The organism is Chryseobacterium gossypii (assembly GCF_041361455.1).
Lineage (GTDB): Bacteria > Bacteroidota > Bacteroidia > Flavobacteriales > Weeksellaceae > Chryseobacterium > Chryseobacterium gossypii.
Genome location: NZ_JBGCUR010000006.1, coordinates 66,469 through 85,606 on the forward strand (window position 1 = coordinate 66,469; position 19,138 = coordinate 85,606).

A 19,138-nucleotide genomic window follows, 5' to 3' on the forward strand; every position below is an offset into this window, starting at 1 on the left:
TAATTTTTTGTGGATAAAGGTAAATTTACTAAAATTCTTACATTCAGTTCCAGGTCATGATATAATTATTTTTCCAGCCGGTTAAGAATTACATTCCGCAGCCTTTCTTCATGCTCATCTCCCCATTGCCCCAAAGCAGCAATCACAGGAATTAAAGTTTTCCCAAATTCCGTAAGATTATATTCAACTTTTGGAGGAACAACGGGATAGATTTTCTTTGTAATTAATTCATGTTCTTCAAGCTCTTTTAGCTGCATATTCAGAACCCGTCTCGAGGCATCAGGTATTTTTCTCTGCAATTCGCTCGGACGCAAAAAACCTTCATTAATGAACCAGAGCAAGCGGATTTTCCATTTGCCGTAAAGTACTTCTCCGATCAGATCGAGACCGCAATTTAAATTGGGTGGTATTTTTCTTTCGTACATAATAACAAAATTACTTAATGTTCCAAAAACAGCAATAAGGGAAAAATTTGTCCCTATATGAATCGTTTTTCCGTTCTTGTACAGGGTTTACATACGTCTGAAATTTGTACTAAAAATAAGAACATGAAAGAAGCATTCAATTATGGTAATGAATTATCAGGTAAGACTGTCCTGGTGACAGGGGGAACAAAAGGTGCCGGAAAAGCTATTGCAGAGAGACTCCTTAATGCAGGAGCTACAGTAATTGTCACTGCAAGGAACCCGCCTGAATCCGGACGGAAAGAAATCCACTTTATAGGAGCGGACTTAAGTAGGCCCGAAGGAACTGAAAAAGTTGTGACAGAGATTCTATCCACTTTTGGAAAATTGGATATTCTGATAAACAATATGGGTGGTTCGGAAACTCCGGGGGGAGGTTTCGCGGTTTTATCGGATAAGGACTGGGATGAAACCATTCAGACTAATCTGCTGGCCCCCGTTCGTTTAGACAGAGGGTTTCTTCCACAGATGATTGAACAAAAATCGGGAGTAATTATCCATATCGCTTCTATCCAGGGAAGGCTGCCTCTTTATGATTCCACATTACCTTACGCAGCAGCAAAGGCAGGCTTGATCAATTACAGCAAAGGGCTGTCAAAAGAAGTTTCCCCTTTGGGAGTCCGGGTGCTTACCGTTTCTCCTGGATGGATCATGACAACCTCTGCCATCCGGATGATGGAACGTATTACCGAAAGCTCCCATTCAACGATAGAGGAAGCTACCCGGAGTGTAATGGATGCTTTAGGCGGAATACCCATTGGCAGTCCCGCAAAACCTGAAGATATTGCAGAATTTGTCGGCTTTCTGGTATCTCCAAGGGCAGGTTATCTCACCGGAACTGAGTATGTAATCGATGGCGGAACAATTCCAACAATATAATTAACCATAAAAAGTAATAAAATGAATTTACCTCTTGTATTAAAAAAATTATTGGAAGCCCAGAACACCTCTGACAGTGTCCTGTATTCTGAATGTTTTTCTGAGAATGCACTGGTTTTCGATGAGGGAAAGGTCTATAAAGGGAAGGATGAAATAAGGCGGTGGAATGAGAAGACCAACACGCAATATCAAACTCAGATCGAGCCTCTTGAATTTTCTGAAGAAGGTGAAACTTATAAATTAAAGGCCAGCATTTCCGGTTCCTTTGAAGGAAGCCCGATTACCCTGACTTTTACATTTCAAATTGAAAATGATAAGATCTCTTCTTTAATGATTTCGGATTAACCTCATTATGTTTCATTAAAGCCTATGATTTGATGGTTGCAAATAAAAATCCCAAAGCGTTGTTGCTTTGGGATTTTATGATATCTTTTATTATCTGTTTGCAATATCGATATAGTCTCTTTTCTGAGCTCCCTGGTAAACCTGTCTTGGTCTTCCGATCGGATCTCCTTTGAGTCTCATTTCTTTCCACTGAGCGATCCATCCAGGAAGTCTTCCTAATGCAAACATTACGGTAAACATCTCTGTTGGGATACCTAATGCCCTGTAGATGATACCAGAATAGAAGTCTACATTCGGATATAACTTTCTTTCCACGAAGTATTCGTCTTCAAGAGCCACTCTTTCCAGCTGCATGGCAATGTCAAGAGCTTTATCCTGGATTCCTAATGCATTAAGGATATCATCTGCCGCTTTTTTAATGATCTTCGCTCTCGGATCAAAGTTTTTGTACACTCTGTGCCCGAATCCCATCAAACGGAAATTATCATTCTTATCTTTTGCTTTTGCAACGTATTTTGCAACATCACCACCATCTTTTTCAATCAGCTCAAGCATTTCGATCACAGCCTGGTTCGCACCACCGTGAAGCGGGCCCCAAAGTGCGGAAACCCCTGCAGAAATGGAAGCGAAAAGGCCGGTATGAGCAGAACCCACCATTCTTACTGTAGAGGTAGAGCAGTTTTGCTCATGATCAGCGTGAAGGATTAATAATTTATCCAAAGCATCCACTATTACAGGATTTACTTCAAATTGTTCATTTGGCAATCTGAAAGTCATCTTGTAGAAGTTTTCTACATAGTTCAGGCTGTTATCTCCGTGGTTAAGAGGTAAGCCCTGAGTTTTTCTGTAGGTCCATGCACACAGATGAGCGAATTTAGCTATTAATAATTCGGCAGCATGGTCCATCTCTTCTTTAGAGTTTACATTAACGGCTTTAGGATTGAACGCGGTTAATGCGGAAGTTAAAGAAGATAAAACTCCCATAGGGTGAGCAGAACGAGGGAAAACATCGATGATCTTTTTCATCTCTTCTGCTATGAAGTTATATTTTTTAATATTGTTTTCAAAAGATGTGTACTGATCCTGAGTAGGTAATTCACCATGTAACAAGAGATACATTACCTCCGTGAAATTAGACTTTTCAGCGATCTGTTCGATAGGATAGCCGCGGTAGAATAATTCTCCTTTGTCTCCGTCTAAATAAGTGATTTCGCTAATGGTAGCCCCAGTGTTTTTATAGCCTAAATCCAGAGTGATTAAACCTGTCTGGTCTCTTAATTTTGAAATATCAATCCCTCTGTCTCCGATAGTACTATCCACAATTGGATATTCATATGAATTACCTTCGTAATTCAATATTACCTTGTTGTCTGACATTATTTATTTTTTTTCTAAATATACTACTTATTACAAAATACGGCAAACAAAAATTTTCGCTTGCCGTTATTTATAATTTCAATTATCTTTTTACTTTAAATGCGTCTAATCCAGGGAAAATTGCAGTTTCACCAAGAGCCTCCTCTATTCTTAAAAGCTGGTTGTATTTCGCCATTCTGTCTGATCTGGAAGCGGAGCCTGTTTTGATCTGTCCGCAGTTCATAGCCACTGCCAGATCAGCAATTGTAGAATCCTCTGTTTCACCTGATCTGTGAGACATTACTGAAGTGAATCTGTTGTGCTGTGCCATTTGTACGGCGGCCATAGTTTCGGAAAGGGACCCGATCTGGTTTACTTTTACAAGGATTGAATTGGCAATTCCTTCTTTTACCCCCCGTGATAATCTTTCAACATTGGTTACGAATAAATCGTCTCCTACCAGCTGTACTCTGTCGCCGATTTTTTCTGTCAACATTTTCCATCCTTCCCAGTCATTTTCCTGCATCCCGTCTTCTATAGAGATGATCGGGTATTTCTGCGTCAATTCAGCAAGGTAAGAGACCTGCTCACTGCTGGAGAATTGTGCCGCATCAGGGGTCTGGAATTTTCTATAGTCATAGATTCCGTCTTTATAGAATTCAGAAGAAGCGCAGTCTAAAGCCAGCATGATATCATCACCAGGCTTGTAACCGGCTTTTTCAATCGCCTGCAGCAAAGTATCCAAGGCATCTTCGGTTCCTTTAAAAGCAGGTGCAAAACCTCCTTCGTCACCCACAGCCGTAGAAAGACCTCTGGAATGAAGGATGGATTTTAAGTTATGGAAAATTTCAGTCCCTTTTCTCAAAGCATGGGAGAAAGAATCTGCTTTTACCGGCATGATCATGAATTCCTGGAACGCGATAGGTGCGTCTGAATGGGAACCACCATTGATAACATTCATCATTGGAACAGGAAGTGTATTGGCATTTACACCACCTACATATTTGTATAAAGGCATTTTCAATTCAGCGGCAGCAGCTTTGGCAGCAGCCAGAGAAACACCCAGAATTGCGTTTGCACCAAGGTTTCCTTTGTTTTTAGTTCCGTCCAGGTCGATCATAATCTGGTCGATCAGGTTTTGATCATACACAGGAAGACCTACCAATTCAGGAGCTATTACTTCTCTTACATTCTCAACAGCCTTAAGAACACCTTTCCCCATATATTCTGAACCGCCGTCTCGCAGCTCTACCGCTTCATGTTCTCCTGTAGAAGCTCCAGAAGGTACCGCAGCACGCCCCATTGTACCACTCTCTGTAAATACATCTACTTCAACTGTTGGATTTCCTCTAGAATCTAAAATTTGTCTTGCCTCAATGTAAGAAATGTAACTCATTTTTTATTTTTTTAGTTTATACAAATTTAATCAAAAATTATACTTCTCAAAGCTATTCAAAAAGTTCTTTACAACAATTCGGGATTAAAATTCAGGTTAGAATAATCTGATAAATTTTATCTGACCAACAAGCAATGAAACACAAATTATTTTCGAAAAAAACGTCTAAAATCAAATGTTCAATGCAACTCATAAAAGCAATGTCTCTGTTTTCGTAAAGTTAACCAAAACCTGAACTACAGTTTTCTTCTTCAAATACGGGCTTCCGTATTTTATTGTGTCTTACCTACATCCGGAACCCACTTATCAAAATGCCATTCTCCAGTATTTATCTGCAGTACCATACCTGTTCAATAAAACTATTCTTTCGGTATCTATTAATCACTTTTTCTTTAATTGCAGATAATTTATTACTATATTGGATTAAGACAATATTAAGAATTGTTCATATTCCATAATATCAGAAACAAAATTAAATAGGGAATTAATTTTGTTTATTTTCAATATTACTATTTCAAAATCATTTTATTAAAACAAAATTATATTTCATAATCCAATATGTTGAATTATCTGACAATGAGTCAATGTTCACAAATAATTAATTCAACAATTAGTGAATTATATTCTTTTCAAATTATCTTTGTGAAATATCAAACCAACCCAATTAAAAACTTCTAAAATGAAAAAAAACACAAGTTTTCTTAAGATCCTGGCAATCCTGCTGATTTTAACACTTAGCAGCTGCCAGAATGAGAGTACCGATTTGGCTCAGGATCCTTCAACTTCAACTGTCAGTAAAGATGACTACACAAAAGAAGAACTCCTTAAACAAGGGTGGAAAATAGTTAAAGTCATTAAGTTAAATTCTGATCTGTCTCAACTAAACAGTGCCAAAACTACAGTAACAACCCCGCAACCTGTCCCGTTAACCGAATCCCATTTACGAGATTTAGGATATGATGTAGCCTTTCCCGCTGGGATAACCAGTTTAAAAAGTGCGTTTACAAGAAATAATCAAACTCCTGATGGTATATGGTTTAATTCAGGTCTCATGGTAGGTAATGTTAATACTGAAAATTACGCCGGTCAACAGCCTAACGCACAAATCAAACTGGGCACTCCACAAATATCTAATAAAATCACAACCAATTTGCCTGATGATGTCTTTACTACTAATGCAGTTAATCAAGGTAATACAGAATCAGAAATCGATGTCAAGTATTCTGAAAAAACCGGTTATAAAACAACCTGGCAAAGAAAAGTCTTAGGAAGCTTCAAACTAGGATTCAAGCTAGGATTCAAGTTTGCAGCAACCGTATCAGGAGATGTTACCACTGAAGTAGTTGTTGGCGGGGAAACAACGGACGGTTCGGAAACATCCCACGAAGTTACCAAAGAATCTATCTACAAGGCAAAGGTAGCACCTCATAGTAAGAAAACTATAAAAGTTTTTACAAAAATGAAATCTACAACAGTTGATTATACCATCCCATTCTCATTGACAGGAACAGTAAGAACCAACTTTCAGCACCAGGTTGATGGACATTATTTCTGGTCCGGTGATATTACCTCCTACTCGAATTTTAATCCTAATATTAAAAGCGAAACGGGAACTGCAAAAGCTATTGAGTATTTAGAAATAACTGTTGTTGAATCTCCAGCACAACCACTTTAACCAAAAGCAATTCACATAGATTCTGAATTAAATAAGCTCCGGTTCAATCCGGAGCTTTTCATTTTTATTGCATCACTTTATTTTTATGATAGCCATACAATTGGTTTATTTTTTGATCATCTTGAAACGCATTGCTTTCTTTATCAAAAGTAAGCTATATTTAACACCAAAAAATAACCATTATGAAAAAAGGATTTTTAGTGATAATTTCAGCCGCTGCATTACTGCTTACAAGCTGTAAAAAAGCAGAAAACGGAAATAAGAACGTAATCAGGACAGACAGTTCGGAGACTGTGGTCACCGATGTCAATGGAAAGATAGATTCTGCAACACAAAGCTCATCCACAACAAATGTCAATGGCCAGAAGACAGAAAAAACGGATTTTGTTTATAAAGCTGCGGACGGAACCCTGGTAAAAGTAGTATTCAAAAATGATCCAAAGGAAAGCACAGTAGCTATTACCAGCAATAAAAAGACATTTACCCTAACAAAAGTTGAAACCAAAGGTGAAGAAACCATCTACAAGAAAGATGACATGACGGCAAGAGTAAAGGAAGACAGCCTTTATCTTGAACAGGGTGATAATATCATTGAACTGAAAAGAACGAAGATTTAATTTTATAAAAGACATACGTCTTAAATAAAAAAACCATCCGGCTCCGGATGGTTTTTATTTATCTCTGAATGAATATTATTCTTCAGTTTTTTCTTCAGCAGAGTCAGTTGTTTCAGCTTTTGGCTCTTCAACTTTTTCTTCTGCTTTTGGAGCTTCAGCCGCTACAGCTTCAGCCTTTTTAGCAGTAGATCTTCTGCTTCTTCTTGTAGCTTTTTTCTCTTCAGCATTAGGATTGTAAAGCTCATTGAAATCTACTAATTCGATAAGTGCGGTATCAGCAGCATCACCCGGTCTGAAACCGGTTTTGATGATTCTTGTATAACCACCGTTTCTTTCAGCGATTTTAGGAGCTACAGTTCTGAACAATTCAGCAACTGCTTCTTTATTTTGAAGATAAGAGAAAACAGTTCTTCTGTTATGTGTAGTATCTTCTTTTGCTTTTGTTAATAGAGGCTCAACATATACTCTTAAAGCTTTAGCTTTAGCTACAGTAGTGTTGATTCTTTTATGCTCAATTAGAGAACAAGCCATATTAGAAAGTAAAGCGCTTCTGTGAGAAGCCGTTCTTCCTAAGTGATTGAATTTTTTACCGTGTCTCATTATTAATTATTTATCAGCGTCTAACTTATATTTTGCAACGTCGAAACCGAAGTTAAGACCTTTTGAATGCACTAATTCTTCTAGTTCTGTCAAAGATTTTTTACCAAAATTTCTGAATTTCATCAAATCAGACTTACTGTAAGAAACCAGCTCTCCAAGAGTTTCTACTTCTGCAGCCTTCAGACAGTTCAGGGCTCTTACGGAAAGATCCATGTCTGCCAGTTTAGACTTAAGAAGTTGTCTTGTATGAAGAGTCTCTTCATCGTATTGGATGGATGCTTTTACAGCTTCAGTTTCAAGGGTGATTCTCTCATCTGAGAACAACATGAAGTGATAGATCAATATCTTTGAAGCTTCTGTTAAAGCGTTTTGAGGGCTGATGGAACCATCAGTCTCGATATCTAATACAAGTTTTTCGTAGTCTGTTTTTTGCTCTACACGATAATTTTCAATGCTGTATTGTACTTTCTTGATTGGAGTAAAAATAGAGTCAATGGCAATAGTACCTACAGGTGCATTGTTTGACTTATTTTGTTCTGAAGGAACATACCCTCTTCCTTTTTCTATATTGAAAGTAATTTCGAAAGTCACATCACTGTTTAGGTTACAGATTACCAAATCCGGATTCAGTACTTCAAATCCGTTGATGGATTTACCTAAATCACCAGCAGTAATAACCGTTTGACCTGAAATTTTAGCAACTACCTGCTCATTAGCCTGGTTTTCTGCTGCAGCTTTTAGTCTTACCTGCTTAAGGTTAAGAATAATTTCGGTAACATCTTCGATTACTCCTGGAATAGTTGAAAATTCGTGCTCTACACCTTCTATTTTGATAGATGAAATAGCATATCCTTCCAGAGAAGAAAGCAACACTCTTCTCAAAGCATTACCGATTGTAAGCCCGAAACCTGGTTCCAAAGGTCTGAATTCAAATTGACCTTTAAATTCATCAGAGTTAAGTAAAATTACTTTATCGGGTTTTATGAATTGTAAAATTGCCATATTATTGGGTTGAGCAAAAATTTGATTAAAAAATTATTTAGAGTAAAGTTCGACGATAAGCTGTTCCTTAATGTCCTCCGGAATCTGGATTCTTTCAGGAGCAGAAACGAAAGTACCTTCTTTCTTCTCATCGTTGAATTGTAACCACTCATAGTTTGCTTTAGAAGCCAATGCATTGGTAACCACTTCCAGAGACTTAGACTTTTCTCTTACGGCGATCACATCACCAGCTTTAAGCAAGTAAGATGGAATATTTACGATCTCTCCGTTCACTGTGATGTGTCTGTGAGAAACCAATTGTCTAGCAGCAGATCTTGTTTTAGCAAAACCTAATCTGTACACTACGTTATCCAATCTGGATTCGCAAAGTTGTAATAGAACTTCACCTGTTACACCTTTACTTCTGTGTGCTTTATCAAATAAGTTAGCAAACTGTCTTTCTAAAATACCGTAAGTATATTTAGCTTTTTGTTTTTCAGCTAACTGAACTGCATATTCAGATTTTTTAGCGCCTCTTCTCTTATTAGGACCGTGTTGTCCTGGCGGTTGGTTCTTTCTTTTTTCGAAGTTTTTGTCATCTCCGTAGATTGCAGCACCAAACTTTCTAGCAATCTTAGTTTTAGGTCCAATATATCTTGCCATAATGGGTAAATTCTAAAAATTAAACTCTTCTTCTTTTTGGTGGTCTGCAACCGTTGTGTGGCATAGGAGTCACATCAATGATTTCACTTACTTCAATCCCTGAGTTGTGGATAGATCTGATAGCTGATTCTCTACCTGCTCCAGGACCTTTCACAAACACTTTCACTCTTCTTAACCCAGCTTCGTGAGCTACAGCAGAGCAATTTTCAGCTGCCATCTGGGCAGCGAAAGGAGTATTCTTTTTAGACCCTCTGAAACCCATTTTACCGGCAGACGCCCAAGAAATTACCTCTCCGTTTTTATTGGTCAAAGAAATAATAATATTATTGAAAGACGCTTGGATGTGAGCTTCACCAATAGCCTCTACTTTTACTTTTCTTTTTTTAACTACTTTAGTTTGTTTTGCCATAATTCCTAACGATTATTTACTTGCCTTTTTCTTGTTAGCAACAGTTTTTCTCTTTCCTTTACGAGTTCTAGAGTTGTTTTTCGTTCTTTGGCCTCTTAAAGGTAATCCCAGTCTGTGACGTATTCCTCGTTGGCATCCAATGTCCATCAATCTTTTGATGTTCAATTGCACCTCAGATCTCAATTCTCCTTCTACTTTGATATTTTCGGAGATATAGCCTCTGATGGCAGCCAATTCATCGTCATTCCATTCGTTGACTTTCTTATCTTCGCTGATACCGGCAGCTTTAAGGATTTCAGAAGCAGTGCTTCTTCCGATTCCGTAGATATAAGTTAAACCGATAACGCCTCTTTTGTTTTTTGGTAAATCAATACCTGCAATTCTCGCCATAATTTAATTTTAGCCTTGTCTTTGTTTAAATTTTGGGTTCTTCTTGTTGATTACGAAAAGTACGCCTCTTCTGCGTACGATTTTGCAATCAGCACTTCTCTTTTTAATTGATGCTCTAACTTTCATTTGAAAATATTTATTTTTTTAACTGCCAAATGCAATCTTCCGATTTCATTTTGATAGTATTTATTTTTCAACAATAGCCAAATGGAACCTACGCTCCATTTGGCAGTTGTTTAATATCTAAAAGTGATCCTCCCTTTTGTTAAATCATAGGGAGACATTTCTAGCTTTACCTTATCACCAGGTAAAAGTTTAATATAATGCATTCTCATTTTACCGGAGATATGAGCAATGAGTACATGCCCATTTTCCAGCTCTACACGGAACATGGCGTTCGAAAGTGCTTCCACGATCACGCCATCTTGTTCAATATGTTTTTGTTTCGCCATAAATTAATATCCAGTCGTTCTTGATAATTTAGACTGCATTAAGCCATCATAATGATGATTCAGCAGATAGGTATTAATCTGTTGAACAGTATCTAGAATTACGCCAACCATAATCAATAGTGATGTTCCCCCGAAAAATAGGGCGAACGCATCTGTCTGAACAAAGCTTCCGTGCACAATGGCCGGAAGGACTGCAAAGATAGATAAAAAAATTGCACCTGGCAAGGTAATTTTTGATAAAATATCATCTAAATAATCAGCAGTTTCTTTCCCGGGTCTTACTTTCGGTACTAAACCTCCGTTTCTCTTCAAATCATCAGCCATCTGGTTTACCGGAATTGTAATCGCAGTATAAAAGAATGAGAAGATAATAATTAATAACGCAAACAATACATTGTATTGCCAGCTAAAAACATTCTTGAAACCTGCAAGAAATGTGTTGGATTCATCTACTTTGGTCAATAACCCCGGAACAAACATTAATGCCTGGGCAAAAATGATTGGCATTACTCCGGCAGCATTTACTTTCAATGGGATCCATTGTCTCGCTCCCTGCATAAGATTTCTGTTTACACCTCCTCTTGCTTGAGCTCTGCTTACATACTGGATCGGAATTTTTCTAACAGCAACAGATAATATTACTGCTAAAAGAACCACCACCATCCAGAATAATACTTCAATCAGGATCATGATAGACCCCATTCCTCCTTTTCCGTTCTGAACCGCCATTTCCTGTACGAATGCTTCAGGTAGTCTTGATAGGATCCCTACCATAATAAGGATAGAGATACCGTTTCCGATACCCTTGTCGGTGATTTTCTCACCTAACCACATCGCGAATACTGAACCGGCCACCAGGATCACAATACTTGGCAACCAGAACATGATAGAATTTGGCTCTACATAATATGCAGACTGGAACTGAGCATATGGCAGGAATAACTGAGTGATAGACGTTAAATACGAAGGTGCCTGTACCAGACAAACTCCTATCGTTAACCATCTTGTAATCTGATTCAGTGTATTTCTACCTGACTCTCCATCTTTCTGAAGCTTCTGAAGATAAGGAATAGCCATCCCCATCAACTGAACAATAATAGAAGCAGAAATATAAGGCATGATCCCTAATGCCATTACGGAAGCGTGGCTGAAAGCTCCCCCCGTAAATGACGAAAGCAAGCCAAGGAGACCTGCTCCTTGCTTGTTACCGCCTTGATTTTTATAATGCTCCAAGAGATCTCCTACTTCTGCAAGGTTAATCGCAGGCAGGGAGATATAAGATGCGAATCTATACACAAGTATGATACCTAAAGTAAAGAGAATTTTTTCTCTAAGTTCCTTTAAGCTCCAAATATTTTTAAGGGTTTGTATAAATTCTTTCATTAGTAATTATTATAAGGTAATTGCTTTTCCACCTGCTTTGGCAATAAGCTCCTCAGCAGATTTAGTGAATTTGTCAGCAGAGATTGAAACCGCAGATTTCAATTCTCCTCTACCCATAATTTTCACTAATTCGTTTTTAGAAACTAAACCGTTTTCTATCAAAACTTCTTTAGTAATATCTCCTGAAATAGATTTATTTTCTATTAAAGTCTGAATAGTATCCAGGTTGATAGCTCTAAACTCTTTTCTGTTTACGTTTTTGAAACCGAATTTAGGTAATCTTCTTTGCAAAGGCATCTGACCTCCTTCAAAACCGATTTTCTCTGAGTAACCAGCTCTTGATTTTTGTCCTTTATGTCCTTTTGTGGAAGTACCACCTTTACCGCTACCCTGACCTCTACCAATTCTTTTAGAGTTGTGAGTAGAACCTGCAGCAGGCTTTATGTTGTTTAAATTCATTTTAAAATTATTTTAAAAATTATTTTTGAACTTCTACTAAATGACTAACTGCAGCTATCATCCCTAAAATGGCAGGTGTAGCTTCGTGTTCTACAACTTGGTGAAGTTTCTTAAATCCTAATGCTTCAAGCGTTCTCTTTTGGGTTTTTGTTCTGCCAATAGCGCTTCTTACTTGTTTTACTTTGATTGTTGCCATTGTTTTAATAATTAACCGTTAAACACTTTACTTAAAGAAACTCCTCTCATTCTAGCAATCTCTTCCGGTCTTCTGATATCCAATAACGCTTTGAAAGTAGCTTTCACCACGTTGTGAGGGTTAGAAGAGCCTTTAGATTTTGAAAGGATATCGTGAATACCAGCAGATTCAAGTACCGCTCTTACCGCACCACCGGCGATAAGCCCTGTACCGTGAGAAGCAGGTCTAAGGAAGATATCTGCACCACCGTATCTGGCAGTAGTCTGGTGAGGAATGGTGTGGTTCATTACAGGAACCCTTACAAGGTTTTTCTTAGCATCTTCCACTGCCTTGGCAATAGCAGAAGCTACCTCTTTGGATTTTCCCAAACCATATCCGATCACCCCTTCTTCGTTCCCTACCACTACGATAGCGGAAAATCCGAAAGCTCTACCTCCTTTGGTTACTTTTGTTACTCTGTTTACAGCTACGAGACGATCTTTTAATTCTAATCCTCCCGGTTTTACTCTTTCTATATTATCTAGTCCTAACATATTTCCGAAATTTTAATGATTAGAATTTAAGTCCGCCTTCTCTCGCACCATCAGCAAGAGCTTTCACTCTTCCATGATATACGAATCCGTTTCTGTCAAATACAATTTTCTCGATTCCTGCAGCAAGGGCTTTGGCAGCGATTGCCTTACCTACGGCAGCAGAAACTTCTACCTTGGTACCTTTAGCGTCAACACCTTTTTCTCTTGAAGAAGCTGCTACTAAAGTTCTACCACTTTTATCGTCGATTAACTGAGCGTAAATTTCCTTATTACTTTTATATACAGATAATCTTGGCAATTCAGAAGATCCGGAGATTTTTCCTCTTACTCTTCTTTTGATTCTTATTCTTTTTTCTACTTTAGTTAATGCCATTTTCTTATAATTTATTAAGCAGATTTACCAGCTTTACGTCTAACATTTTCACCAACGAATCTTACACCTTTTCCTTTGTACGGCTCAGGTTTTCTGAATGATCTGATTTTGGCAGCCACCATTCCAAGAAGTTGTTTGTCGTGAGACGTTAAAGTAATAATTGGATTCTTACCTTTCTCAGTTTCTGTATTCACTTTTACTTCGCTAGGAAGTTCTAATACGATACCGTGAGAGAAACCTAAAGCCAACTCAAGTTTTTGTCCTGAGTGAGAAGCTCTATATCCTACCCCTACCAGCTCAAGTTTCTTTTCGAAACCTTCTGATACTCCAACAACCATGTTGTTGATCAACGCTCTGTATAAACCGTGAAGCGCTTTGTGTTGCTTAGAATCAGATGGTCTGTTTACATTAAGCTCACCATCTTTCTGTTCTAAAGTAATTCCTGCCGTAAGCTCCTGAGAAAGTTCTCCTTTAGGACCTTTTACAGTTACAACACCATTATTTTCAGTGATTGTAACTCCTGCCGGAACTGTTATAATTGCTTTACCAATTCTTGACATTTTCCTTTGATTAAAAATTAATAAACATAGCAGATTACTTCACCGCCTACTTTCTCTTCTCTAGCTTTTTTATCAGTCATTACTCCTTTAGAAGTAGAGATGATAGCTACACCCAAACCATTTAATACTCTTGGAAGCTCAGCTGAACCTTTGTATTGTCTCAAACCTGGTCTTGAAGCTCTTTGAATAGACTTGATAGCCGGTTTGTTAGTTTGCTTGTCATACTTTAAAGCGATTTTGATCGAACCTTGAACATTGTTATCCTCAAACTTGTAGTTTAAGATATACCCCTGATCAAATAAGATCTTAGTAATCTCCTTTTTGATTTTCGATGCAGGAATTTCCACCACTTTGTGGCCTGCGCTTTGTGCGTTCCTTACTCTTGTTAGGAAATCTGAAATTGGATCTGTTACCATTTTTCTTTTTTAAATTATTGGTTGATGATAATCAGTTTTGAAAAAGACTAAAAGATTCAAGAGCCAAGAACCAAGATAATAGGTCTTGGATCTTGTCTTGATTCTTTATCTGTAATCAACTTGATTATCCTGATTTGTTAAAAATTGTTACCAACTAGCTTTTTTCACTCCCGGGATAAGCCCTTGGTTTGCCATTTCTCTGAAAGTTACTCTGGAAATACCGAAAGTTCTCATATATCCTCTAGGTCTTCCTGTCAATTTACATCTGTTGTGTAATCTAACAGGAGAAGCGTTTTTTGGAAGTTTTTGTAATGCTTCGTAATCACCAGCTTCTTTAAGAGCTTGTCTTTTCGCAGCATATTTAGCAACTAGTGCTTCTCTTTTGCGCTCACGCGCTTTCATTGATTCTTTAGCCATTCTTATTCTTAGTTCTTTTTAAATGGTAAACCGAAGTGAGTTAATAATGCTTTAGCTTCTTTATCTGTTTTCGCAGTAGTAACGAAAGTGATATCCATACCCTGGATTTTTTTCACTTTGTCGATCACGATTTCAGGGAAGATAATTTGCTCAGTAATACCTAAGTTATAGTTTCCTCTACCATCGAAGCCATCAGCTTTGATACCAGAGAAATCTCTAATACGTGGCAATGCGGAAGAAGTAAGTCTGTCCAAGAACTCATACATTTTATCAGCTCTTAAAGTTACCTTAGCCCCTACAGGCATCCCTTTTCTTAGCTTGAAAGCAGCTTCGTCTTTCTTAGAGATCGTTCCTACAGCCTTCTGCCCGGTGATGTTTGTAAGCTCTTCTACAGCATAATCAATAATCTTCTTGTCTGCAGTAGCATCACCTAAACCTTGTGACACAACGATTTTCTCTAATCTAGGTACTTGCATTACTGATTTGTACCCAAATTCTTCCATCATTGCAGGAACAATTTTCTCTTTATATGCTTTTTTGGGTCTTGCTATATATTCCATGTGTTATTTCAAATTATAAAGTTTCACCCGTTTTTTTGTTGATTCTTACGCTTACTTCTTTCTTCTTCCCATTTCTTTCAACTTCAGTTCTCTTGAAACCTACTTTAATAGCTTTTCCGTCTTTACCCACTAAAGCTACGTTTGAGATATGAATAGAAGCTTCTCTTTCAACGATTCCTCCTTGAGGGTTAGAAGCTGAAGGCTTAACGTGTTTTTTAACGATATTAAGGCCTGCTACAACAACTCTTGGGTCTTTTCCTTCTTTCTTGATCACTTCAATAACTTCACCTGTCTTACCTTTGATCTCTTTCTTACCAGTAGTAATGATGACGTTATCTCCTCTTTTTATTTTTAACTTTGACATTTTTCTTTAAAATTTTAAAAATTAAAGTACTTCAGGAGCTAATGAAATGATTTTCATATATTCTTTGTCTCTCAACTCACGGGCAACCGGTCCGAAAACACGGGTTCCTCTCATTTCTCCTGCTGCGTTTAGCAATACACAAGCATTGTCGTCGAATTTGATGTAAGATCCATCTTTTCTTCTTACTGCCTTTTTAGTTCTTACTACTACAGCTTTAGATACCTGACCTTTCTTAGCGTTTCCTGATGGCGTAGAATCTTTGATCGTAACTACGATTTTATCACCAACTGAAGCATATCTTCTTCTGGTTCCTCCCAGAACTCTGATAACCAATACTTCTTTAGCACCTGTGTTATCAGCAACTTTTAATCTTGATTCTGTTTGTAACATTACTTAGCTTTTTCAATGATTCTTACTAATCTCCATCTCTTATTCTTGCTCAAAGGTCTTGTCTCCTGGATAAGAACTGTATCTCCTTCGTTGCATTCGTTGTTCTCGTCGTGTGCAGTATACTTTTTCGTTTTCAATACGAATTTACCGTACATCGGGTGTTTCATTCTCATCGTTTCACTAACAACAATGGTTTTTTCCATTTTATTGCTGGAAACAACTCCGATTCTTTCTTTTCTTAAATTTCTTTCCATTGTAAAATGAAATTATTGTTTGTTAGTTAACTCAGTGTTTAGTCTAGCGATTGTTTTTCTCAAATCTCTGATTTGGATCGGGTTTTCAATTGGGCTGATTCTGTGAGCCAATTTCAATTTCTGATATTGGGCTTTAGTTTCAGCTAATTTGTTTTGAATATCTCCCGCGCTTAAATTTTTAATATCAGCTTTTTTCATTGTATTCAAAGATTAAAGAGGTTTAACAAAATCGTTAGCAACTACAAATTTAGTAACCACAGGTAACTTTTGCGCAGCAAGTCTTAAAGCTTCCTTTGCGATATCGTAAGGAACTCCTCCTACTTCAAACATAATTTTACCTGGTTTTACTACAGCTACCCAATATTCCACAGCACCTTTACCTTTACCCATCCTTACTTCAGCTGGTTTCTTGGTGATCGGCTTATCCGGGAAGATCTTGATCCATAGCTGACCTTCTCTCTTCATATATCTTGTAGCAGCGATACGCGCAGCTTCAATTTGTCTTGCAGTGATCCAAGCACCTTCTGTCGCTTTGATTCCGAAAGTTCCGTAAGCCAACTGATGTCCTCTGTTAGCATTACCTTTCATCTTCATCTTATGAACACGACGGAACTTGGTTCTTTTTGGTTGTAACATAATTTTAATATTAGATGTTAGATGTTAGACGTTAGATGTTAGATAAAATCGAATTCAGTTCTTGTAACGGAAGATCTAATTTCTAGTTTCTATCTTCTAACTTCTAATTAATTATTATTGTTGTTATTCTTTCTAGGTCTTCTATTTTCTCTCTCGCCTCTGCCGCCCTGAGGAGCTTTCTTTTGCTGTCCTATTAATGGGGAAAGTTCTCTTTTACCGTAAACTTCACCTTTCATAATCCAGACTTTCACTCCCAGCCTACCATAAGTAGTGTGTGCTTCAGCCCAGTGATAATCAATATCAGCTCTGAAAGTAGACAATGGAATTCTTCCTTCTTTGAAGGATTCGCTTCTTGCCATCTCAGCTCCGTTCAATCTTCCGGAGATCTGAACCTTGATACCTTCAGCACCCATTCTCATCGTGCTTGCCATTGCCATCTTAACAGCTCTTCTGTAAGAAATCCTGTTTTCGATTTGCTTGGCAATGCTATCAGCTACCAATACTGCATCCAGCTCAGGTCTTTTGATTTCGAAGATGTTGATCTGAATATCCTTTCCAGTCAATTTTTTCAACTCTTCTTTTAATTTATCAACCTCCTGGCCTCCTTTACCGATGATAAGTCCCGGTCTGGCAGTAGTGATTGTAACTGTAACTAATTTTAAAGTTCTTTCAATATAAATTTTTGAAATACCACCTTTAGATAATCTAGCTTCAAGGTATCTTCTGATTTTGTAGTCTTCAGCGATTCTGTCTCCATAATCGTTTCCGCCAAACCAGTTAGAATCCCATCCTCTGATGATACCTAATCTGTTACCAATTGGATTTGTCTTCTGTCCCATACCTTGATTAATTTTCTTTATTACCTAAGATTAATGTAACGTGGTTAGATCTTTTTCTGATTCTGTACCCTCTACCTTGCGGAGCCGGTCTTAGTCTCTTCAATTGTCTTGCACTATCCACATAAATTTCTTTAACGATAAGGTTGGCTTCCTCGATGTCAGCTCCTTCGTTTTTCACTTGCCAGTTGGCAATAGCAGAAAGAAGTAATTTCTCTAATTTGTTAGAAGCTTCTTTCTTAGAATATTTTAGGATATAAAGTGCTTTATCTACCTGCTCTCCTCTGATGATATCAGCAACTAATCTCATTTTTCTCGGAGAAGAAGGGCAGTTGTTTAATGAAGCTTTTACAACGTCTTTGTTAGCTTCTTTTCTTGCGATTGCGCTATCTTGTTTTCTAGATCCCATGTTTATCTGCTTCCTTTGTTTTTGTTACCACCATGACCTCTGAAAGATCTTGTTGGAGAAAATTCGCCTAACTTGTGACCAACCATGTTTTCTGTAACGTAAACAGGGATAAAAGATTTCCCGTTGTGTACAGCGATAGTTTGTCCTACGAAGTCCGGAGAGATCATAGATGCTCTAGACCAAGTTTTGATAACTGTCTTCTTACCAGACTCTATATTTGCCTGAACCTTCTTATCTAAAGTATGATGAATGAACGGTCCTTTTTTAAGTGATCTTGCCATAATTATTTTCTTTTAGATACGATGTAACGGTTAGACACTTTGTTTTTCTTTCTAGTTTTGTAACCTTTAGCCGGCTTACCGTTTCTAGATCTTGGGTGACCTCCTGAAGAACGTCCTTCACCACCACCCATCGGGTGATCTACAGGGTTCATTACTACCGCTCTTGTTCTTGGTCTTCTACCTAACCATCTGCTTCTACCAGCCTTACCTGATACAGTTAATTGGTGATCAGAGTTAGAAACTGAACCAATCATTGCCATACATTCAGTAAGGATCATCCTTGATTCCCCTGAAGGTAATTTGATGATGGCATATTTTCCGTCTCTTGAAGTCAATTGAGCTGAAGAACCGGCACTTCTTGCTAAAATAGCACCCTGACCAGGCTTCATTTCAATACAAGAAATTACAGTACCCAATGGAATGTTTTTCAATTTCATTGCGTTACCTACATTGGGTTCTACGTTCTCACCTGAAACCACTTTCTGATCCACTTTGATACCGTTTGGAGCGATGATATATCTCTTCTCTCCGTCTGCGTATTCCAATAAAGCGATAAATGCAGTTCTGTTCGGATCGTATTCTACAGACTTTACAGTTGCTTCAACATCGAATTTGTTTCTTTTGAAGTCAATAATTCTGTATTTCTTTTTGTGTCCACCTCCGGTGTAACGCATGGTCATTTTACCTGTGTTGTTACGTCCACCTGACTTTTTAATACCAACTACTAAAGATTTCTCTGGTTTGTTAGTAGTAATTTCCTCAAAATTGTTTACAATTCTGAATCTCTGTCCCGGGGTGATAGGTTTTAATTTTCTAACAGACATTACTATTATTTATAATTGAT

At 37.7% G+C, this 19,138-nt stretch carries 32 protein-coding genes; 4 read left to right on the forward strand and 28 right to left on the reverse strand.

The annotated features are described in order from the left end of the window. Positions 1-65: 65 nt before the first annotated feature. Complete coding sequence (locus ABMQ40_RS05515) at positions 66-425, reverse strand: winged helix-turn-helix transcriptional regulator (RefSeq protein ID WP_370897370.1); 360 nt, start codon at positions 423-425, stop codon at positions 66-68. Positions 426-548: 123 nt separating this feature from the next. Here ABMQ40_RS05515 and ABMQ40_RS05520 point away from each other — a divergent pair, with 123 nt between their 5' ends. Both ABMQ40_RS05520 and ABMQ40_RS05525 read left to right on the forward strand, forming a co-directional pair. After that, positions 549-1,343: an SDR family oxidoreductase gene (locus tag ABMQ40_RS05520; protein WP_370897372.1), complete on the forward strand. Its 795-nt coding sequence runs from the start codon at positions 549-551 to the stop codon at positions 1,341-1,343. A gap of 21 nt (positions 1,344-1,364) precedes the next feature. Beyond that, on the forward strand, positions 1,365-1,688 hold the full coding sequence (locus tag ABMQ40_RS05525; protein WP_370897374.1) for a nuclear transport factor 2-like protein: 324 nt from the start codon (positions 1,365-1,367) through the stop codon (positions 1,686-1,688). Between the two features lie 90 nt (positions 1,689-1,778). Here ABMQ40_RS05525 and ABMQ40_RS05530 read toward each other — a convergent pair whose 3' ends face one another. Both ABMQ40_RS05530 and eno read right to left on the reverse strand, forming a co-directional pair. Continuing rightward, a complete protein-coding gene (locus ABMQ40_RS05530) occupies positions 1,779-3,065 on the reverse strand; it encodes a citrate synthase (RefSeq protein WP_370897377.1) in 1,287 nt (428 codons plus the stop codon). Between the two features lie 82 nt (positions 3,066-3,147). Beyond that, positions 3,148-4,440, reverse strand: coding sequence for a phosphopyruvate hydratase (gene eno, locus ABMQ40_RS05535; RefSeq protein ID WP_370897379.1), 1,293 nt, complete (start codon positions 4,438-4,440; stop codon positions 3,148-3,150). A gap of 679 nt (positions 4,441-5,119) precedes the next feature. On the opposite strand from eno, the gene ABMQ40_RS05540 reads away from it, so the two are divergent. Next, positions 5,120-6,115 carry a hypothetical protein gene (locus ABMQ40_RS05540; protein WP_370897381.1) on the forward strand — a complete coding sequence of 332 codons (996 nt, stop codon included), beginning with the start codon at positions 5,120-5,122 and terminating at the stop codon, positions 6,113-6,115. A 182-nt stretch (positions 6,116-6,297) separates the two neighbouring features. Further along, positions 6,298-6,732, forward strand: a complete 435-nt coding sequence (locus ABMQ40_RS05545; protein WP_370897383.1) for a hypothetical protein — start codon at positions 6,298-6,300, stop codon at positions 6,730-6,732. A 75-nt stretch (positions 6,733-6,807) separates the two neighbouring features. Here ABMQ40_RS05545 and rplQ read toward each other — a convergent pair whose 3' ends face one another. The 25 genes from rplQ to rplB form a co-directional block, all read right to left on the reverse strand. Then, positions 6,808-7,332, reverse strand: coding sequence for a 50S ribosomal protein L17 (gene rplQ, locus ABMQ40_RS05550; RefSeq protein WP_370897385.1), 525 nt, complete (start codon positions 7,330-7,332; stop codon positions 6,808-6,810). Between the two features lie 6 nt (positions 7,333-7,338). Next, positions 7,339-8,334 carry a DNA-directed RNA polymerase subunit alpha gene (locus ABMQ40_RS05555; RefSeq protein WP_370897387.1) on the reverse strand — a complete coding sequence of 332 codons (996 nt, stop codon included), beginning with the start codon at positions 8,332-8,334 and terminating at the stop codon, positions 7,339-7,341. Between the two features lie 33 nt (positions 8,335-8,367). Then, positions 8,368-8,976: a 30S ribosomal protein S4 gene (gene rpsD / locus ABMQ40_RS05560; RefSeq protein ID WP_370897389.1), complete on the reverse strand. Its 609-nt coding sequence runs from the start codon at positions 8,974-8,976 to the stop codon at positions 8,368-8,370. A 19-nt stretch (positions 8,977-8,995) separates the two neighbouring features. Continuing rightward, positions 8,996-9,385: a 30S ribosomal protein S11 gene (gene rpsK / locus ABMQ40_RS05565; protein ID WP_002983263.1), complete on the reverse strand. Its 390-nt coding sequence runs from the start codon at positions 9,383-9,385 to the stop codon at positions 8,996-8,998. Positions 9,386-9,397: 12 nt separating this feature from the next. After that, a complete protein-coding gene (rpsM, locus tag ABMQ40_RS05570; protein WP_370897392.1) occupies positions 9,398-9,775 on the reverse strand; it encodes a 30S ribosomal protein S13 in 378 nt (125 codons plus the stop codon). A 9-nt stretch (positions 9,776-9,784) separates the two neighbouring features. Further along, positions 9,785-9,901, reverse strand: coding sequence for a 50S ribosomal protein L36 (rpmJ, locus tag ABMQ40_RS05575; RefSeq protein WP_370897394.1), 117 nt, complete (start codon positions 9,899-9,901; stop codon positions 9,785-9,787). A 110-nt stretch (positions 9,902-10,011) separates the two neighbouring features. Continuing rightward, positions 10,012-10,227, reverse strand: a complete 216-nt coding sequence (gene infA / locus ABMQ40_RS05580; RefSeq protein ID WP_089793277.1) for a translation initiation factor IF-1 — start codon at positions 10,225-10,227, stop codon at positions 10,012-10,014. Between the two features lie 3 nt (positions 10,228-10,230). Next, positions 10,231-11,610 (reverse strand): preprotein translocase subunit SecY, encoded by a 1,380-nt coding sequence (secY, locus tag ABMQ40_RS05585; RefSeq protein ID WP_370897397.1) that lies wholly within the window; start codon positions 11,608-11,610, stop codon positions 10,231-10,233. 9 nt (positions 11,611-11,619) lie between these two features. Beyond that, positions 11,620-12,069 carry a 50S ribosomal protein L15 gene (gene rplO / locus ABMQ40_RS05590; RefSeq protein ID WP_370897399.1) on the reverse strand — a complete coding sequence of 150 codons (450 nt, stop codon included), beginning with the start codon at positions 12,067-12,069 and terminating at the stop codon, positions 11,620-11,622. Positions 12,070-12,088: 19 nt separating this feature from the next. Next, positions 12,089-12,265, reverse strand: a complete 177-nt coding sequence (rpmD, locus tag ABMQ40_RS05595) for a 50S ribosomal protein L30 (RefSeq protein ID WP_370897401.1) — start codon at positions 12,263-12,265, stop codon at positions 12,089-12,091. An 11-nt stretch (positions 12,266-12,276) separates the two neighbouring features. Then, complete coding sequence (gene rpsE, locus ABMQ40_RS05600) at positions 12,277-12,798, reverse strand: 30S ribosomal protein S5 (protein ID WP_370897403.1); 522 nt, start codon at positions 12,796-12,798, stop codon at positions 12,277-12,279. 19 nt (positions 12,799-12,817) lie between these two features. Next, positions 12,818-13,171: a 50S ribosomal protein L18 gene (gene rplR / locus ABMQ40_RS05605; RefSeq protein ID WP_370897405.1), complete on the reverse strand. Its 354-nt coding sequence runs from the start codon at positions 13,169-13,171 to the stop codon at positions 12,818-12,820. A gap of 14 nt (positions 13,172-13,185) precedes the next feature. Next, entirely contained in the window at positions 13,186-13,731 is a 546-nt protein-coding gene (rplF, locus tag ABMQ40_RS05610) for a 50S ribosomal protein L6 (RefSeq protein WP_370897407.1), read from the reverse strand. 17 nt (positions 13,732-13,748) lie between these two features. After that, positions 13,749-14,147: a 30S ribosomal protein S8 gene (rpsH, locus tag ABMQ40_RS05615; protein WP_370897409.1), complete on the reverse strand. Its 399-nt coding sequence runs from the start codon at positions 14,145-14,147 to the stop codon at positions 13,749-13,751. Positions 14,148-14,294: 147 nt separating this feature from the next. Further along, a complete protein-coding gene (rpsN, locus tag ABMQ40_RS05620) occupies positions 14,295-14,564 on the reverse strand; it encodes a 30S ribosomal protein S14 (RefSeq protein WP_009087322.1) in 270 nt (89 codons plus the stop codon). An 8-nt stretch (positions 14,565-14,572) separates the two neighbouring features. Then, on the reverse strand, positions 14,573-15,124 hold the full coding sequence (gene rplE / locus ABMQ40_RS05625; RefSeq protein ID WP_050020607.1) for a 50S ribosomal protein L5: 552 nt from the start codon (positions 15,122-15,124) through the stop codon (positions 14,573-14,575). Positions 15,125-15,137: 13 nt separating this feature from the next. Further along, on the reverse strand, positions 15,138-15,488 hold the full coding sequence (gene rplX / locus ABMQ40_RS05630) for a 50S ribosomal protein L24 (protein WP_370897414.1): 351 nt from the start codon (positions 15,486-15,488) through the stop codon (positions 15,138-15,140). Between the two features lie 21 nt (positions 15,489-15,509). Further along, positions 15,510-15,878 (reverse strand): 50S ribosomal protein L14, encoded by a 369-nt coding sequence (gene rplN, locus ABMQ40_RS05635; protein ID WP_002983226.1) that lies wholly within the window; start codon positions 15,876-15,878, stop codon positions 15,510-15,512. Beyond that, a complete protein-coding gene (gene rpsQ / locus ABMQ40_RS05640; RefSeq protein WP_002661338.1) occupies positions 15,878-16,132 on the reverse strand; it encodes a 30S ribosomal protein S17 in 255 nt (84 codons plus the stop codon). The genes rplN and rpsQ overlap by 1 nt, the downstream gene beginning before the upstream one ends. A 12-nt stretch (positions 16,133-16,144) precedes the next feature. Beyond that, a complete protein-coding gene (rpmC, locus tag ABMQ40_RS05645) occupies positions 16,145-16,330 on the reverse strand; it encodes a 50S ribosomal protein L29 (RefSeq protein WP_370897419.1) in 186 nt (61 codons plus the stop codon). A 12-nt stretch (positions 16,331-16,342) separates the two neighbouring features. Further along, a complete protein-coding gene (gene rplP / locus ABMQ40_RS05650; RefSeq protein ID WP_370897421.1) occupies positions 16,343-16,768 on the reverse strand; it encodes a 50S ribosomal protein L16 in 426 nt (141 codons plus the stop codon). Positions 16,769-16,875: 107 nt separating this feature from the next. Beyond that, positions 16,876-17,607 carry a 30S ribosomal protein S3 gene (gene rpsC, locus ABMQ40_RS05655; protein ID WP_370897423.1) on the reverse strand — a complete coding sequence of 244 codons (732 nt, stop codon included), beginning with the start codon at positions 17,605-17,607 and terminating at the stop codon, positions 16,876-16,878. Positions 17,608-17,614: 7 nt separating this feature from the next. Next, on the reverse strand, positions 17,615-18,013 hold the full coding sequence (gene rplV, locus ABMQ40_RS05660; RefSeq protein WP_370897425.1) for a 50S ribosomal protein L22: 399 nt from the start codon (positions 18,011-18,013) through the stop codon (positions 17,615-17,617). 2 nt (positions 18,014-18,015) lie between these two features. After that, positions 18,016-18,294, reverse strand: coding sequence for a 30S ribosomal protein S19 (gene rpsS, locus ABMQ40_RS05665; protein WP_002983209.1), 279 nt, complete (start codon positions 18,292-18,294; stop codon positions 18,016-18,018). Between the two features lie 2 nt (positions 18,295-18,296). After that, entirely contained in the window at positions 18,297-19,118 is an 822-nt protein-coding gene (gene rplB / locus ABMQ40_RS05670) for a 50S ribosomal protein L2 (protein ID WP_370897428.1), read from the reverse strand. Positions 19,119-19,138 lie beyond the last annotated feature (20 nt).